This window comes from Janthinobacterium sp. J1-1 (genome assembly GCF_030944405.1).
In the GTDB taxonomy this organism is placed as follows: domain Bacteria; phylum Pseudomonadota; class Gammaproteobacteria; order Burkholderiales; family Burkholderiaceae_D; genus Janthinobacterium.
In genome coordinates, this window is record NZ_CP132339.1 from 1,947,262 (window position 1) to 1,961,521 (window position 14,260).

Annotated in this window: 15 protein-coding genes; 7 read left to right on the forward strand and 8 right to left on the reverse strand. The window is 64.3% G+C overall.

Features of this window, described 5'->3' with window-relative positions; genetic code table 11:
• The first annotated feature begins 101 nt into the window (after positions 1–101).
• Positions 102–1,061 (forward strand): IS110 family transposase, encoded by a 960-nt coding sequence (locus Q8L25_RS08770; protein WP_308922117.1) that lies wholly within the window; start codon positions 102–104, stop codon positions 1,059–1,061.
• An 82-nt stretch (positions 1,062–1,143) separates the two neighbouring features.
• Here Q8L25_RS08770 and Q8L25_RS08775 read toward each other — a convergent pair whose 3' ends face one another.
• Positions 1,144–2,610 (reverse strand): deoxyribodipyrimidine photo-lyase, encoded by a 1,467-nt coding sequence (locus Q8L25_RS08775; RefSeq protein ID WP_308924495.1) that lies wholly within the window; start codon positions 2,608–2,610, stop codon positions 1,144–1,146.
• Positions 2,611–2,900: 290 nt separating this feature from the next.
• Between Q8L25_RS08775 and Q8L25_RS08780 the strand changes: the two genes are divergently transcribed.
• The 6 genes from Q8L25_RS08780 to Q8L25_RS08805 are packed head-to-tail and all read left to right on the forward strand — an operon-like array spanning position 2,901 to position 7,582.
• Positions 2,901–3,548, forward strand: a complete 648-nt coding sequence (locus Q8L25_RS08780) for a YqgE/AlgH family protein (protein ID WP_374694251.1) — start codon at positions 2,901–2,903, stop codon at positions 3,546–3,548.
• Positions 3,545–3,943, forward strand: coding sequence for a Holliday junction resolvase RuvX (gene ruvX, locus Q8L25_RS08785; RefSeq protein WP_308924496.1), 399 nt, complete (start codon positions 3,545–3,547; stop codon positions 3,941–3,943). Before Q8L25_RS08780 ends, ruvX begins: the two co-directional genes overlap by 4 nt.
• A gap of 27 nt (positions 3,944–3,970) precedes the next feature.
• Complete coding sequence (gene pyrR, locus Q8L25_RS08790) at positions 3,971–4,492, forward strand: bifunctional pyr operon transcriptional regulator/uracil phosphoribosyltransferase PyrR (RefSeq protein ID WP_308924497.1); 522 nt, start codon at positions 3,971–3,973, stop codon at positions 4,490–4,492.
• Positions 4,485–5,450, forward strand: a complete 966-nt coding sequence (locus tag Q8L25_RS08795; protein ID WP_034746695.1) for an aspartate carbamoyltransferase catalytic subunit — start codon at positions 4,485–4,487, stop codon at positions 5,448–5,450. The genes pyrR and Q8L25_RS08795 overlap by 8 nt, the downstream gene beginning before the upstream one ends.
• Before the next feature lie 23 nt (positions 5,451–5,473).
• The gene (locus tag Q8L25_RS08800; RefSeq protein ID WP_308924498.1) at positions 5,474–6,775 is read left to right on the forward strand and encodes a dihydroorotase; all 1,302 of its coding nucleotides are present in this window, start codon (positions 5,474–5,476) and stop codon (positions 6,773–6,775) included.
• A gap of 60 nt (positions 6,776–6,835) precedes the next feature.
• Positions 6,836–7,582, forward strand: a complete 747-nt coding sequence (locus tag Q8L25_RS08805; protein WP_308924499.1) for a lysophospholipid acyltransferase family protein — start codon at positions 6,836–6,838, stop codon at positions 7,580–7,582.
• Here Q8L25_RS08805 and Q8L25_RS08810 read toward each other — a convergent pair.
• The 7 genes from Q8L25_RS08810 to Q8L25_RS08840 all read right to left on the reverse strand — a co-directional run bounded on the left by Q8L25_RS08810 (position 7,572) and on the right by Q8L25_RS08840 (position 13,995).
• Entirely contained in the window at positions 7,572–8,336 is a 765-nt protein-coding gene (locus Q8L25_RS08810) for an ABC transporter permease (RefSeq protein ID WP_308924500.1), read from the reverse strand. The two genes, Q8L25_RS08805 and Q8L25_RS08810, sit on opposite strands and share 11 nt — an antisense overlap.
• Positions 8,337–8,338: 2 nt before the next feature.
• Positions 8,339–9,583: an ABC transporter substrate-binding protein gene (locus tag Q8L25_RS08815; protein WP_308924501.1), complete on the reverse strand. Its 1,245-nt coding sequence runs from the start codon at positions 9,581–9,583 to the stop codon at positions 8,339–8,341.
• A gap of 16 nt (positions 9,584–9,599) precedes the next feature.
• On the reverse strand, positions 9,600–10,385 hold the full coding sequence (locus Q8L25_RS08820) for an ABC transporter ATP-binding protein (RefSeq protein WP_374694252.1): 786 nt from the start codon (positions 10,383–10,385) through the stop codon (positions 9,600–9,602).
• Positions 10,382–11,464, reverse strand: coding sequence for an acyl-CoA dehydrogenase family protein (locus Q8L25_RS08825; protein WP_308924502.1), 1,083 nt, complete (start codon positions 11,462–11,464; stop codon positions 10,382–10,384). Before Q8L25_RS08825 ends, Q8L25_RS08820 begins: the two co-directional genes overlap by 4 nt.
• Positions 11,465–11,477: 13 nt before the next feature.
• Positions 11,478–12,032, reverse strand: a complete 555-nt coding sequence (locus tag Q8L25_RS08830; RefSeq protein ID WP_308924503.1) for a carboxymuconolactone decarboxylase family protein — start codon at positions 12,030–12,032, stop codon at positions 11,478–11,480.
• Positions 12,033–12,150: 118 nt separating this feature from the next.
• A complete protein-coding gene (locus Q8L25_RS08835; RefSeq protein WP_308924504.1) occupies positions 12,151–13,071 on the reverse strand; it encodes an AraC family transcriptional regulator in 921 nt (306 codons plus the stop codon).
• A 78-nt stretch (positions 13,072–13,149) separates the two neighbouring features.
• A complete protein-coding gene (locus Q8L25_RS08840) occupies positions 13,150–13,995 on the reverse strand; it encodes a symmetrical bis(5'-nucleosyl)-tetraphosphatase (protein WP_308924505.1) in 846 nt (281 codons plus the stop codon).
• Positions 13,996–14,260 lie beyond the last annotated feature (265 nt).

The following is a 14,260-nucleotide window of genomic DNA, read 5'->3' on the forward strand; positions in this document are numbered from 1 at the left end:
GCACCAGTTACCCACCCTCCATGTCAAGATCGGACAGTATCTTTGGCACCGGCACGCCGGTTAGCCCGCATTCACAAGGTAGATCGCAAGAGGACCACAGCATGTTTAATTTAGGAATCGACGTTGCCAAGGCAAAGCTTGACTGCGCGCTGCGCCTGCCCAATGGCAAGCACCGTAACAAGGTAGTAGAGAATAACTACAAAGGATTTGTTGTACTGAAAGAATGGCTGCTCAAGCATGATGCCAGCAACCCGAGAGTGTGCATGGAGGCGACTGGCACCTATTGGGAAGGTGTTGCAGAATATCTGGCAGGACTTGGTATGGTGGTGAGCGTTATCAACCCTGCGCAGATCAAGGCCTTTGGCGCCTCGCGTCTGGTACGCACCAAGACCGATAAAGTTGATGCTCAGTTGATTGCTGACTTCTCCCATGAACGCCAGCCTGAGCCCTGGATCGCACCATCGCCAGCTGCACAAGCACTGCGCGCCATGGTGCTGCGCCTGGAGGCGTTGCAGGCGATGCGATTGCAGGAGACGAACCGGCTCGATGTCGCGCGTGAAGCGGTACGCCAAGGTATCGAAGAGCACATTGCGTGGCTCGATAGACAAATCAAGGAACTCATCGAGGCGATCAAACGCCATATCGATGACGACCCGGACTTACACGACAAGCGTGATCTGCTCGATAGCATTCCTGGCCTGGGAGAGCGTACGATTCCCGTCCTGCTGTCTTACTATGCCGACACGGAACGCTTCGATAACGCCAAGCAAGCCGTGGCGTTTGCCGGCCTCGATCCACGCCAGCACGAGTCAGGATCGAGCGTTCGTGGCAAGCCGCGCATGTCGAAGATCGGCCATAGCTTCCTGCGCAAAGCCCTGTATATGCCGGCTATGGTGGCCGTACACAGAACCGAGTGGGGTAAGCGTTTCGGTCAACGGCTTAACGCAGCTGGGAAGGCGCCGAAGCTGATCATCGGCGCCATGATGCGCAAGCTGGTGCATGTGGCATTCGGTGTGCTCAGGTCTGGAAAAATATTTGATCCGACCTTGCACAACGCTTGACGGGGATAACAGTATCTACGGGCCTTTATCGCTTCGTAGGTCGGGTTAGCGCAGCGTAACCCGACGTCAACAATAAGCCGGGTTACGCGACCTTGACGGTTTTCACCACCTCGTAACGCTCCAGCGTCTCTTTCCTCGCCTCGTCGTGCTGCACGATGGGCGCCGGGTAATCGCGGCCCAGCACGATGTTTTTTTGATCGAGCAGCATGCGCGGCACCAGCCACGGCGCGTGGATTTCCTTGTCGCCCAGCGCTTTCAGCTGCGGCAGGTAACGGCGGATAAAGCGGCCGTTGGCGTCGAATTTTTCCGACTGGGTGATCGGGTTGAAGATGCGGAAATAGGGCTGGGCGTCGCAACCCGACGACGAGGCCCACTGCCAGCCGCCGTTGTTGGAGGCCAGGTCGAAGTCGTTCAGGTGCAGCGCGAAATACGCTTCGCCGCGGCGCCAGTCGATGCCGAGGTCCTTGATCAGGAAGCAGGCGGTGACCATGCGCAGGCGGTTGTGCATGTAGCCGGTCTGGTTCAGCTGCAGCATGGCCGCGTCCACCAGCGGATAGCCGGTGCGGCCCTCGCACCAGGCCGCAAATGCGTCGTCGGCCAGTGTTCCCGTTTCCCAGGCGATGGCGTCGTAGGCGGGCTTGAAGGCACCATGTTCCACGTGCGGATTCTGGTACAAAATCATGGCGTAGAAGTCGCGCCAGATCAGTTCGGCCAGCCAGACGGGCGCGCCGTCGCCACCACCACCGCGTTCCATCAGGTCGACCATGATGCGTACCAGGTAACGCAGCGACACGGTGCCGAAGCGCAGATGCAGCGACAGGTAGGACGGCCCTTTCAGTGCAGGAAAATCGCGCGCCACATCGTATTTGTCGACGCGTTTCAAAAAGTCGTCAAACAGCTGCGCGCCGCCCGACATGCCGGTGGGAATCGCCAGCTCGGCCAGGTTGCTGGGCTCGAAACCCAGCTGATCCAGGGTGGGCAGGGCGGCCGGCTTGCCGCGCGGCGGCGCCAGCCGGGCCGCGTGCGGCTCGATATCGTACGGCGCCAGGCACGATGGGTCGGCGCGCATTTTTTTCAGCCAGGCATTTTTATATGGCGTGTAAACGGTATACGGCTTGTCGGACAGGGTCAGCACTTCGTCTTTTTCAAAGATCACCTGGTCCTTGAAGCTGAACCACAGGCGGGCGTCTGCCGTCAGGGCCGCTGCCACGCCAGCGTCGCGGGCGATCGCCTGCGGCTCGTAGTCGTGGTTGGCGAACACGGCGTCGGCCTTCAGTTCGGCCGCCAGGCGCGGGATTTCGGTGGCGGCATTGCCGTGCAGCACGATGAGGTCGCCACCGAGCTGGCGCAGTTCGGCGGCCAGTTCGGCGATGCTGGCATGGATGAAGTCGACGCGGCGGTCGCGCCGCGGCAGGCTGTCCAGAATCGCGCTGTCGTAGACGAAGACGCAGTGCACGGCCTGGCTCTGGCGCAAGGCATGGTGCAGCGCAGCATGGTCAAACGCGCGCAGGTCGCGGCGGAACCAGACCAGGGAGGTGAGAAGTGTCATGGTGGCGGATAGTGCTTATTGTCGTTGTAAAAGGTCAAGAAAGGGCGATTTTTCGCCGCTGGCGGCGCATTATGCCCGCCCGCGCCGCGCCTTGGGCGTCGCCGGCATGGCAATTCAGTGTAAACTAGCGCCTGATTTCGCAGTGCTTACGCGTGCGCCAGCAGAACGGTAACGATTTTACAATCGACCTCCCCACGCAAGCCACGCGCACTGACAACCGGATCTTACAAATAATAACGACAGCAGGGGTAAAGTGTCTTGCCAGCAAGCCCACAGAGAGAGCAACGCGTATGAAAAAGAGTAAAATCGACCACACGCTCCCGGGACATCGTTTGATGCAGAGCGCCAGCGAAGGCGCCGCCACCGGTTCGTCCACCTTGAATCTGGCCAACCATTTTCTGATCGCCATGCCGGCGATGCAAGACCCGATCTTCGGCGGCACCGTCGTCTATGTGTGCGAACACAATGAGAACGGCGTGCTGGGCGTGGTCATCAACAAGCCGACCGACATGACGATGGATGTGCTGTTCGAGCGCATCGACCTGAAACTGGCGGCCGGCAGCGATGCGCCCATCGTCAATGAACCCATCATGTTCGGCGGCCCGGTGCAGGACGACCGCGGCTTCGTGCTGCACACGCCGGGCGCGCGCTATTCCTCGTCGCTGACGGTGACCGACGAAGTGGCGTTTACCACCTCGATCGACGTGCTCGAAGCCGTCGCCAAGGGCGAAGGGCCGCAGCGCATGCTGGTCTCGATCGGCTATTCGGGCTGGAGCCCGGGCCAGCTGGAAGACGAGATCGGCCGCAACGGCTGGCTGACGGTGGGCGCCTCGGCCGATATCCTGTTCGACTTCCCGATCGCCGAGCGCTACGTGGCGGCCATCAAGCTGCTGGGCATCGATCCGCTCATGTTGGCATCGGAAGCCGGCCACGCATGAACGGCGAGGCCATCGACACCATTCTCGCTTTTGACTTTGGCCTGAAACGCATCGGCGTGGCCATCGGCAATACCATGATCTGCCAGGCCAAGCCGCTCAGCGTGATCACGGCGATTGCCAATGAACCGAAGTTTGCCGCCATCGCCGCCTTGATCAAGGAATGGGGCGCGACCCGCATCGTGGTGGGCTTGCCCAGCCACCCGGACGGCACCGAACACGAGATGAGCGCGCGCTGCCGGCGCTTCGCCAACCAGATGCACGGCCGCTTCGGCCTGCCGGTGGAACTGGTCGACGAACGCTATTCCTCGGCCGTGATTGCCGCCAAACGCGGCGAGGTGATCGATGACCGTGCCGCCGCCGTGATCTTGCAGCAATATTTCGACGCGCAGTCCTGAACCGTTTTTTTGACTACTCCTCCATTTATGTCCAATCTTGTGAACCCCTCCCAACTCGACGCCGAGGCCCTGTACGGGGTACTGCTGGCGCAAGTGCGCAGCGGCCTGGCCGGCGCCAGCAACGTGGCCATCGTCGGCATCCACTCGGGCGGCGCCTGGCTGGCCGAACGCCTGGCGCGCGACTTGGACCTGACGGCCCGCCTGGGCGTGCTCGACGTGTCCTTTTACCGCGACGACTTCGCGCAGAAGGGCCTGCACGCCGACGTCAAGCCGACGCAAATCGCGTTTGACGTGGCCGGCGCCACCATCCTGCTGGTCGACGATGTGCTGTACACGGGCCGCACCACGCGCGCGGCCATCAACGAGTTGTTCGATTACGGCCGTCCGGCCAAGATCATGCTGGCCGCCCTGGTAGACCGGGGCGAGCGCCAGTTGCCGGTGGCCGCCGATTTCGTGGCCGCCTTTACCGCCGTGCCGCCGGGCCAGGCGCTGGTCCTGAAGCAGGCCGGCGATAAATTCACGCTCACCATAGACACCCACCATGCTTAATCCGCAACTGAATAAACACGGCGAACTGCAGCACCTGTTGACTATCGAAGGCTTGCCGAAGTCTATCGTCAACCATATCCTCGACACCGCTTCCTCGTTCGTCGGCATCTCCGACCGCGATGTGAAAAAAGTGCCGCTGATGCGCGGCAAAAGCGTGTTCAACCTGTTCTTTGAAAACTCCACGCGCACCCGCACCACCTTCGAGATCGCCTCGAAACGCCTGTCGGCCGACGTCATCAACCTGAACATCCAGGCCTCGTCGGCCAGCAAGGGCGAGTCCCTGCTCGACACCATCGACAACCTGTCGGCCATGCATGCCGACATGTTCGTCGTGCGCCATGCGCAGTCGGGCGCGCCGTACCTGATCGCCAAGCACCTGATCGACACCAAACAGCCGCATGTCCACGTGGTCAACGCCGGCGACGGCCGCCACGCGCACCCGACCCAGGGCCTGCTCGACATGTACACGATCCGCCACTACAAGAAGGATTTCACCAACCTGACGGTGGCCATCGTCGGCGACATCCTGCACAGCCGCGTGGCGCGTTCCGACATCCATGCCCTGACCACCCTGGGCGTGCCCGAAGTGCGCGCCATCGGCCCGCACACCCTGCTGCCGGGCGGCCTGGAGCAGATGGGCGTGCGCACCTTCACCAACATGGATGAAGGCCTGAAAGGCGTCGACGTGATCATCATGCTGCGCCTGCAGAACGAGCGCATGAGCGGCGCGCTGCTGCCGTCGGCGCAGGAGTACTTCAAGAGCTATGGCCTGACGCCGGAGCGCCTGGCGCTGGCGAAACCGGACGCCATCGTGATGCACCCGGGGCCGATGAACCGCGGCGTCGAGATCGATTCGGCCGTGGCCGACGGCCCGCAGGCGGTGATCCTGCCGCAGGTGACCTTCGGTATCGCCGTGCGCATGGCGGTGATGAGTATTTTGGCTGGTAATCAGGGCTGATGGCCCAAGGACGAGAAGCAAGCATGACGACACTACATATCAAGAATGGCCATCTGATCGACCCTGCCAACGGCATCGACGGCCTGCAGGACCTGTTTATCGCCGACGGCAAGGTCCTCGCCGTGGGCAGCGCACCGGCCGGCTTCGTGGCCGACACCACCTTTGACGCGGCCGGCCTGGTGGTTTCCCCTGGCCTGGTCGACCTGTCCGCGCGCCTGCGCGAGCCGGGTTACGAATACAAGGCCACGCTGGAGTCCGAATTGCAGGCGGCGCTGCAGGGCGGCGTGACCAGCCTGGTGTGCCCGCCCGACACCGACCCGGTGCTGGACGAGCCGGGCCTGGTGGAGATGCTGAAATACCGCGCCAAGACGCAGGACAAGGCGCATGTGCACCCGCTGGGCGCGCTGACGGTGGGCCTGAAAGGCCAGTCGCTGACGGAAATGGCGGAACTGACGGAAGCGGGCTGCATCGGCTTTGCGCAGGCCGAGGAGCCGATCGAAGACACCACCGTGCTGCTGCGTGCGATGCAGTATGCGAACACCTTTGGCTACACCGTGTGGCTGCGTCCGCAGGACCCGCATATCGGCCGCGGCGGCATCGCCCACAGCGGCCCGCTGGCCTCGCGCCTGGGCTTGTCGGGCGTGCCGGTGATGTCGGAAACCATCGCCCTGCACACGATTTTCGAACTGATGCGCGCCAGCCGCGCGCGCGTGCACCTGTGCCGCATTTCGTCCGCCGCCGGCCTGGAGCTGATCCGCGCCGCCAAGGCCGAAGGCCTGCCGGTCACCTGCGACGTCGGCGTACACCATGTGCACCTGACCGACGCCGATATCGGCTTCTTTGATCCGAACGCGCGCGTCACCCCGCCGTTCCGCAGCCAGCGCGACCGCGATGCGATCCGCGCGGCGCTGTTCGACGGCACCGTCGACGCCATGTGCTCGGACCATACGCCGGTCGACGACGATGAAAAACTGCTGCCCTTCGGCGAAGCGTCGCCTGGCGCGACCGGCCTGGAACTGCTGCTGTCGCTGGCCCTGAAATGGGCCGACGACTACGCGCTGGCCCAGCCGCAAGCCGGTGCGCGTCCGCTGGCGCGCGCCGTGGCCAAGGTCACGGCCGATGCCGCCAAGGTGGCCGGCATCCCGGCCGGCAGCCTGGCCATCGGCGCAGCGGCCGATATCTGCGTGTTCGACCCCGCCGCGCGCTGGACCGTGTCGTCGTCCTCGCTGGCCAGCCAGGGCAAGCACACGCCCTTCCTCGGCTATGAACTGAGCGGCGTCGTCAAGGCAACCATCGTGGCTGGACGGGTGGCGTTTCAGCGTTAATCTGTAGTTTGATTGCCGGCGGGCGGCTGCGGCTGCTCCCGGCACTTGATTTGGTGTCATTTGAAACTTCTGCTTACCTGGCGCCTCGCGCGCGTCGCCCTGCATCTTGCCATCGGCATGACCAAAAGCCTGCTGCTGTTTCCCTGGCTGGACGTGGAGGGGCGCAACCGGCGCATCCGCGCCTGGTCGCGCCAGCTGCTGGTTATCTGTAATGTCACCGTGGAGGCGTCCGCCAGCCATGCGCTGGCGCTCGACCATTGCCTGGTGGTGGCCAATCACGTTTCCTGGCTCGATATCTTTGTCATCGACGCGGTTCACCCTTGCCGCTTTGTCGCCAAGGCCGAGATCCGCTCATGGCCGATTTTGGGCTGGCTGGCGGCGCGCGCCGGCACGATCTTTATTTCACGCGGCAACAAGCGCGATTTGCGCAAGATCTTCCAGGGGCTGGTCGACAAACTGCAACAGGGCGAACGGATCGGCGTATTCCCCGAAGGGACCACGGCCGCACAGGGAAACCTGCTGCCGTTTCACGCCAATCTGTTCGAGGCGGCGATCGACGCGCAGGCGCCGGTGCAGCCGTTTGCCGTGTCCTACGTGGATGCGGCGGGCGTGCCGCACGATTCCATCGACTTTATCGGCGAGATGACGTTCGCGCAAAGCATGGTGCGCATCCTTAGTGGCAAGCCCGTCATCGCGCGCCTGGCGTGCCTGGCGCCGATCGCCACGGTCGGCGCGCACCGGCGCGAACTGGCGCTGGCGGCGCATGCCGCCGTCGCGGGTTCTTTAGGCGTCAGCACTAGCGTTTGACATGCAGCCAGCGCGCATGCGCGCTCCTGGCCAGGTAGTCGAGCATGAAACCCAGTATGCCGATCAGCACGATGGCCGCCATCAGTTCCGAATACGCCAGGCGGTCGCGCGTATCGAGGATAAAGTAGCCGAGGCCGGCCGACACGCCCAGCATTTCGGCCGGCACCAGCACGATCCAGATAATGCCGATGGCCAGGCGCACGCCTGTCAGAATGTCCGCCGTAATGCCCGGCAAAATCACCTTGAAGACGATCTCGCCACGCGTGGCCGACAGGCTGCGCGCCAGCAGCAGCCAGTTCGGATCGAGCCGCGCCACGCCGGCCGCCGTATTGAGCAGGATCGGCCAGACGGCCGCAAACGCCAGCAGGAAGTAGACCGGCGCGCCGCCGACACCCAGCACCATCACGGCAATCGGCATCCACGACAGCGGCGAAATCATGCGCAGCAGCTGGAACAGCGGCATGGCGGCGCCCGAAAAACTTTTCGACATCGCCACCAGCACGCCGAGCGGCACGCCGATCACGATCGCCAGGCCCAGGCCGACGGCCACCCTTTGCAAACTGAGCGTCACATGCAGCCAGATGTCGGCGCCCGCCAGCATGTCCCTGAATGCCAGCGCCGTGGGCAGCGGCGCAAAGGCGGTGGCGATCGGCGTGGATTTTTCCAGCTGCCACACACCGAGCGACCACAGTAACAAGGCGCCGGCCAGCCCCACCAGCGGCAGGCCCAGGCGCATGAACCACGTTCTTGCCATCGTCAGACCGCCACGGTTTCGCTGCGCAGCAGGTTGGCCGGCAAACCGAAGGCGGCCGGGCCGCCGACCGCGTTGATCGCCTTGCGCACGAAGCGGTCATCAACCAGGTCGCGCGCGGCGAACTTCGGATCGAGGCTGGCCAAAAAGCGCGTATCGCCCTCCACCTTGGTGCGGCCGATCGCCCGTACCAGTTCTTCCGTGTACGAAGCAAACGGATACGGCTGGAAGTCGATGCGGCGCTGCTGCCAGTTTTTGTGCACGATCAGGCCCTGTTTTTCATAGGTGGCGTAATCGGTGGTGGCCAGCACTTTCGTCAATACCTGCAGCGGATGCGGCGTATAGCGGTGTTCGCCCACGTTCGACAGCAGCTTGGCCGTGTCGACCTGGTTCGAACGCGTCCACAGCTGTGCCTTGACGATGGCGTTGGTGACTTTTTGCGCCCATTCGGGACGGGTATTGATGTCGCGCTCGGACAAAAAGGTCACGCAGCAGGCATGGTTCTTCCACACATCGCCCGAGAAGCGCAATATCTTGCCGATGCCGGCGTTTTCGGCCGCCGCATTGAACGGCTCGGCCACGATATAGCCGGCGATCGCCTTGCTGGCCAGGGCCGAGACCATTTCGGCCGGCGCCAGCACGATCAAATTCACTTCGTTCGGCTTGATGGCCGCATTGCGCGCGCGTGTGACGGGCGTCAAGCCGTTGGCCGACAGAGTCTGCTGCAGCAGGATATTGTGGATCGAGTACCAGAACGGAATCGCCACCGTGCGCCCGCCCAGGTCCTGCACCTTGTCGATCTCGTTGGCCACCGTCAGGGCGGAGCCGTTGACGTGGTTCCAGGCCACCACTTTTGCCGGGAACTTGGCGCCATAGCGCACCCACAGGGTGGCCGGCGACAGCAGGTGGATCACGTTGACCTGGCCGGCCACGAACGCTTCGATGATCTGCGCCCAGCTGCGGAACAGGCGCGGCGTTTCCGCCTGCAGGCCTTCGGCCTCGAACAGCTTGCGGGCGTGCGCCACCAGCAAGGGTGTCGCGTCGGTGATCGGCAGGTAGCCGATCTTCACGGGCTGGTCGTCGCCCTTCGGTCCCTGCTGGGCCATGGCGTCGCCGGCGAACAGCAGCGGCGAGGCCACGCTGGCCGTGGCCAGCGCCGACATGCGCAGGAAGTCGCGGCGCGTCAAACCGCAATCGCAGTCGGACGAGGCGCAGATATGCAGGGGGGAGTTCTCTTTTTGGAAGGACATGCGATGCTCCGTTCGATTAAAGGGGGAGGGCAGGTTGCGGTTTTTGCAGCGACTGCAGGGCGTCGAGGATTTCCATCTTGAGGGCGACCACGCCGGCGCCATGGCTGATACGCGGCTGGGCGATATCGACCGGCCACTCGCGCACGATATTGCCCGGCTTGCCGCCCATCAGCAGGATGCGGTCGGCCACCAGGATCGCTTCATCGATATCGTGGGTGACCAGCAGCACGGCCGTGTGCCAGCGGTGCACCACCTCGACCAGCAGCGACTGCATCTCGGCGCGCGTAATGGCGTCCAGGGCCGAGAAAGGCTCGTCGGCGAACAGCAGTTCCGGTTCGCGCGCCAGGGCGCGCGCCAATGCCACGCGCTGCGCCATGCCGCCCGACAGGGCCGACGGATACAGTTTTTCGCGGCCCTGCAAACCGACCGCCTCGATCGCCTGCGCCACGCGCGCGGCGTGCGCTTCGCGGCTCAGTTTCGGCTGGTGCTTGAAGTCGAGGCCAAAGCCGGCATTGCCGGTGACGTTCAGCCAGGGCAGCAAGCTGGCCTGCTGGAACACCAGCGCGCTGCGCGGATCGGGTTCGCGCATGGGCGCGCCGAGGAAGTCGATGGTGCCGCCGGACGGCGCCTGCAAGCCGGCCAGCACGCGCAGCAAGCTCGATTTGCCGCAGCCGCTGCCGCCCAGCAGGCAGACGATCTCGCGCTTGCGCACGCCCAGCGAGACATCCTGGAACACGGGCGGCAAGCCCGGATAGGCATAGGAAAGCCCCTGCGCCTGCAGCGCCCAGTCAGCCATCGTCATGGCTGGCCTGCCGCTTTGGCGGCCTGCTGGCTGTCGAACTGCTGCAGCGCCGACTGCAATTGCGTCAGGCTGGGCGTGACGATGGGAATAAAGGCCGATTCGCGCCAGCGGCGGGCAAAGCCCTGCTGCTGGGTGCTCAGGTAAGCGCGCCCGCCCATTGCCTGCAGTTCCAGCATCATGGCTTGCTGCAGCAGTTCGGCCAGCTGTATGCGCAGGCGGAACATGGCCGGCGCTTCCTTGACGAAGCGGCCATCGTGCACGCCGGCCAGCAGGGTGGCGGTGGCGAGTTCCAGTGTTTCCTTCAGCGCGGCGATGCGCGGCGTGAGGGCGTTGCGCGAACCTTGTGAAATCAGCGCCGCCTGCGCCAGGCTGGCGCGCGCGAGACCGATCGACATGCCGCACTGCATGCCGAGGAAGGCCGGGCGCACCTGCGGCAGCCAGGCCGGCGCATTGTCGCTGATGATATCGTCCGCTGAAATCGACACGTGGGTCAGCTTGACCGATGCCGTATTGCTGCTGCGCAGGGCGATCAGGTCCAGGTCGGCATTGCGCTGCACGCCGGCCAGCTGGCTGTCGAAGGCGACGATCACCGGTGGCGCGCCGTCATGTGGCGCGACGGCGGCGGCGGCGACAAAACCGGCTTTGCGCAAGTTGGTGACCCAGGCCAGGGCACCGTCGACCAGCAGGCCATCGCCCTGGCGCGCGGCCGTGATTTGCAGCTGCTCGATGCCGGACAAGAATTTCATGGCGTTCGACAGGCCGCTGGCGCCGGCCTGCGTGCCGGCCAGCAGCGCCGGCAGGCGGCGTTCGGCCAGTGCGCGGTTCGGGCTTTGCAGCATGAATTCGATAAAGCAGCGCTGGCCCCAGAACACAAAGGCGCTGGTCAGCGACAGTTCGGCCACCTTGGCGATCGCTTCGATGGCGTCGCGCACGTCGCCGCCCGCACCGCCGTGTTCCTGCGGCACGCCGGTCGCCAGCAGCCGGTCGCCGGCCAGCGCCGGCAGCACGCTTTCAGCCAGTTCGTTCGATTCGTCGAGCCGGTCGGCATGCAGGTGCAGCCAGTGCACGAGGTTGGGCATCAGATTCGCCATCTCAGACGGCGCCTGGCAGGTAGGGCGTCAGTTGCGGATTGACGGGGGTGCCGGCCAGGCTGTTGGAGAAATTGCACAGGGTGGCCAGGCTGATGCCGAGCACCACTTCCAGCGCCTGCTGTTCGTTATAGCCGGCTGCCAGGAAGGCCTGGTATTCAGGGTCGGCGACGGCGCCACGGGTGGCGATGACGGCGCCGGCAAAGGCGGCCACGGCGTCGAGTTTTGCGTCGCCAGTCGGCTGGCCATGCTGCAGGGCGCGCACGGTATCCGGGCTTTCACCGGCTTTTTTCAAGGAGATGGCGCTATGGCCGGCGATGCAGAAATCGCAGCCATGGATGCGCGCGGCCGTGATCTGCACCACTTCGCGCTCCATCAGACTCAGGCTGGCGCGGCCATTGATGCCCGAGACGGTCAGATAGGTTTCCAGCGCCAGCGGCGCATTGGCCAGCACGCCGATCAGGTTGGGCAGGAAGCCATTGTTGGCGATCGCCTTTTCCACGAAAGGGCGGCTCTCGGCCGGGGCGGTGTCTAGCGTGTGCAGCGTCAGTCGGGACATGGGGAGCCTTGCCAGGTTGGTTAATCACCAGCTGATTATATCGGCGCCCCCAGGCGCATAACAGACGCCAACGTCGCCATTTTCTGCTCATTCGTCTGCGATGTTGAAATCCTTGATCTCAGTTCGATAGCTGCCGCTGGCGCTGGTCGCGGCGGTAGGCGCCGGGCTGTTCGCCGGTGGCCCGTTTGAAGGCGCGCGTGAAGGCTGCATGCGAGCGGTAGCCGACCAGTTCGGCCACGCGCTCGACCGAGGCGCCGTCGTGCAGGCGGCGCGCGGCGATCTTCATGCGCAGCAGGAGCAGGAACTGCGCCGGCGAGTGGCCGCTGGCGCTGGCGAAGTGCTTGCAGAAGCTGGCGCGCGACATGCACGCGGCCTTGGCCATGTTTTCGATCGACCAGTCGGCGGCGGGCGCGTCCAGCATGCGTTCGAGCAGCGGCGCAAATTCGGTCCGGTGCAGCAGCGACAGCAGGCCGCCCGCCACTTGCTCGCCCTGCGCCACATGGCGGATCAGGTAGAAGAACAGCAGCTCGACCAGGCGCGCCATCAAGGGGGAGGGTTGTTCCGGGTCGCCGCCCGCCTCCTGCAGGATCAGGTCGAACAGCGCGGCGGCGGCGGCAAACGCGGGCGCGCCGCCGCGGATCAGCAAATAGGGCGGAAACGAGTCGACGATCAGCTTCGAGGCCGCGCCCTGGAACTGGAAAAAGCCGCAGGCCAGCGCGGTGGCAGGGCTGTCGCTGGGGGTATGCAAGGGGCGCATCGCTTGCGCGCCGGCCGTCTGCAGCGGGTCAATGTCGGGGCTGAGAAAGTGCGGCAGGTCGCGCAGCAGGAAGACGCCGTCGCGCGGTCCCAGCGCCACCGGCGGCGCGCCATCGACGTGCAGATAGCAATGACCGTCGAGCACCAGGTGAAAGCTGCCCAGTTCCCGTCCGGCCGTGGAAGCGCGCCAGCGGCCGCAATACTGGCCCGCGTGCAGCACCGCCGTGTCCAGTTGCAGGCTGCCCAGCAGCCAGCGCGCCAGCTGGTCGGTATCAGGAGTCATCGGGTCGCACAGGCAAAAGCATGATCATACGATGCGTGCCGGTGGGGGCAAACGACCGATTCCGAGCAAGCATATGCGTTATCTGGCGGCCTTGCCGGCGGGCTGCCGGAAGGCCGGACAGTCGACCTGGATCAGGCTGCGGTCCTCCAGGCAGACGGCGGACAGTTTGCCGCCCCAGACGCAGCCGCTATCGAGGCCGATCAAGCGGGGGCCCAGCATCAGGCCCAGCGCCGACCAGTGGCCAAATACCACCGTCTCGCCGGCGCTTTGCCTGTCCGGCACGTCGAACCAGGGCATCAGGCCGGAGCCCTGTGGCGCACTGCCGCTTTCCTTCATCTTGAAGTCCATGCGGCCTTCGTCGGTGCAAAAACGCAGCCGCGTCATGGCGTTGATGATGCAGCGCAGGCGGTCGGCGCCGCGCAGGTCATCGCTCCAGATGGCCGGCTCGTTGCCGTACATGCTGCGCAGGAAGTCCACCCAGCCGTCGCTGGCAAGCATGGCGGACACTTCCTCGGCCAGCGACAGGGCCTGTGCCACGCTCCATTGCGGCAGCAGGCCCGCGTGCACCAGCAGATGGCCGTCGTGGCGCAGCGCCAGCGGACGGCGGCGCAGCCAATCTATCAGTACATCGCGATCGGGCGCGGCCAGGATACCGGACAGCGTGTCGGACGCGTGCTGGGGACGGATGCCGTTGACGACGGCCAGCAAGTGCAGGTCGTGATTGCCCAGCACGCTATCGGCCAGGCCCTGTTGCGCCAGTGTATGGACCAGCCGCAAGGTCGCCAGCGAATCGGGGCCACGATTGATCAGGTCGCCGGCAAACAGCAGGCGGTAAGGCCCGTTTGCCGTCTTGGCGATACGGGCCAGCAAATCCAGCGTCTGGTCGTGGCAGCCCTGCAGGTCGCCGATAAAGTAAGTTTTCATGGGGTGGTGGATAGTGATCTCTGCATGATCGTAACAGACGATTTGCTTGCACCACATCATGCCTGAAGTGAGACCTGCGGTGCGGGGCATATGATTTATCGCAAACAAGTTAAAGCTAGTTGCTGTTTCGCTTGCCAAAAAAGCCAGCGGCTGTGTATCAATGGTAAATGGACTGAACAATCATGGGATGTTGCTCTGCCGTTTGGCTCATGCCAGGAGCATGGCATTCCCCATTTTTTAAATGGATACATTCACACGATCTTTG

What these genes read in the sequence shown, in the direction of transcription:
- Q8L25_RS08795 (WP_034746695.1), top strand. Translation starts at nt 4,485, where the DNA reads ATGCTTAATCCGCAACTGAATAAACACGGCGAACTGCAGCACCTGTTG.
- pyrR (WP_308924497.1), top strand. Translation starts at nt 3,971, where the DNA reads ATGTCCAATCTTGTGAACCCCTCCCAACTCGACGCCGAGGCCCTGTAC.
- Q8L25_RS08820 (WP_374694252.1), bottom strand. Translation starts at nt 10,385, where the DNA reads ATGACGATGGCTGACTGGGCGCTGCAGGCGCAGGGGCTTTCCTATGCC.
- Q8L25_RS08815 (WP_308924501.1), bottom strand. Translation starts at nt 9,583, where the DNA reads ATGTCCTTCCAAAAAGAGAACTCCCCCCTGCATATCTGCGCCTCGTCC.
- Q8L25_RS08775 (WP_308924495.1), bottom strand. Translation starts at nt 2,610, where the DNA reads ATGACACTTCTCACCTCCCTGGTCTGGTTCCGCCGCGACCTGCGCGCG.
- Q8L25_RS08835 (WP_308924504.1), bottom strand. Translation starts at nt 13,071, where the DNA reads ATGACTCCTGATACCGACCAGCTGGCGCGCTGGCTGCTGGGCAGCCTG.
- Q8L25_RS08810 (WP_308924500.1), bottom strand. Translation starts at nt 8,336, where the DNA reads ATGGCAAGAACGTGGTTCATGCGCCTGGGCCTGCCGCTGGTGGGGCTG.
- ruvX (WP_308924496.1), top strand. Translation starts at nt 3,545, where the DNA reads ATGAACGGCGAGGCCATCGACACCATTCTCGCTTTTGACTTTGGCCTG.
- Q8L25_RS08840 (WP_308924505.1), bottom strand. Translation starts at nt 13,995, where the DNA reads ATGAAAACTTACTTTATCGGCGACCTGCAGGGCTGCCACGACCAGACG.
- Q8L25_RS08770 (WP_308922117.1), top strand. Translation starts at nt 102, where the DNA reads ATGTTTAATTTAGGAATCGACGTTGCCAAGGCAAAGCTTGACTGCGCG.
- Q8L25_RS08800 (WP_308924498.1), top strand. Translation starts at nt 5,474, where the DNA reads ATGACGACACTACATATCAAGAATGGCCATCTGATCGACCCTGCCAAC.
- Q8L25_RS08825 (WP_308924502.1), bottom strand. Translation starts at nt 11,464, where the DNA reads ATGCCCAACCTCGTGCACTGGCTGCACCTGCATGCCGACCGGCTCGAC.
- Q8L25_RS08780 (WP_374694251.1), top strand. Translation starts at nt 2,901, where the DNA reads ATGAAAAAGAGTAAAATCGACCACACGCTCCCGGGACATCGTTTGATG.
- Q8L25_RS08830 (WP_308924503.1), bottom strand. Translation starts at nt 12,032, where the DNA reads ATGTCCCGACTGACGCTGCACACGCTAGACACCGCCCCGGCCGAGAGC.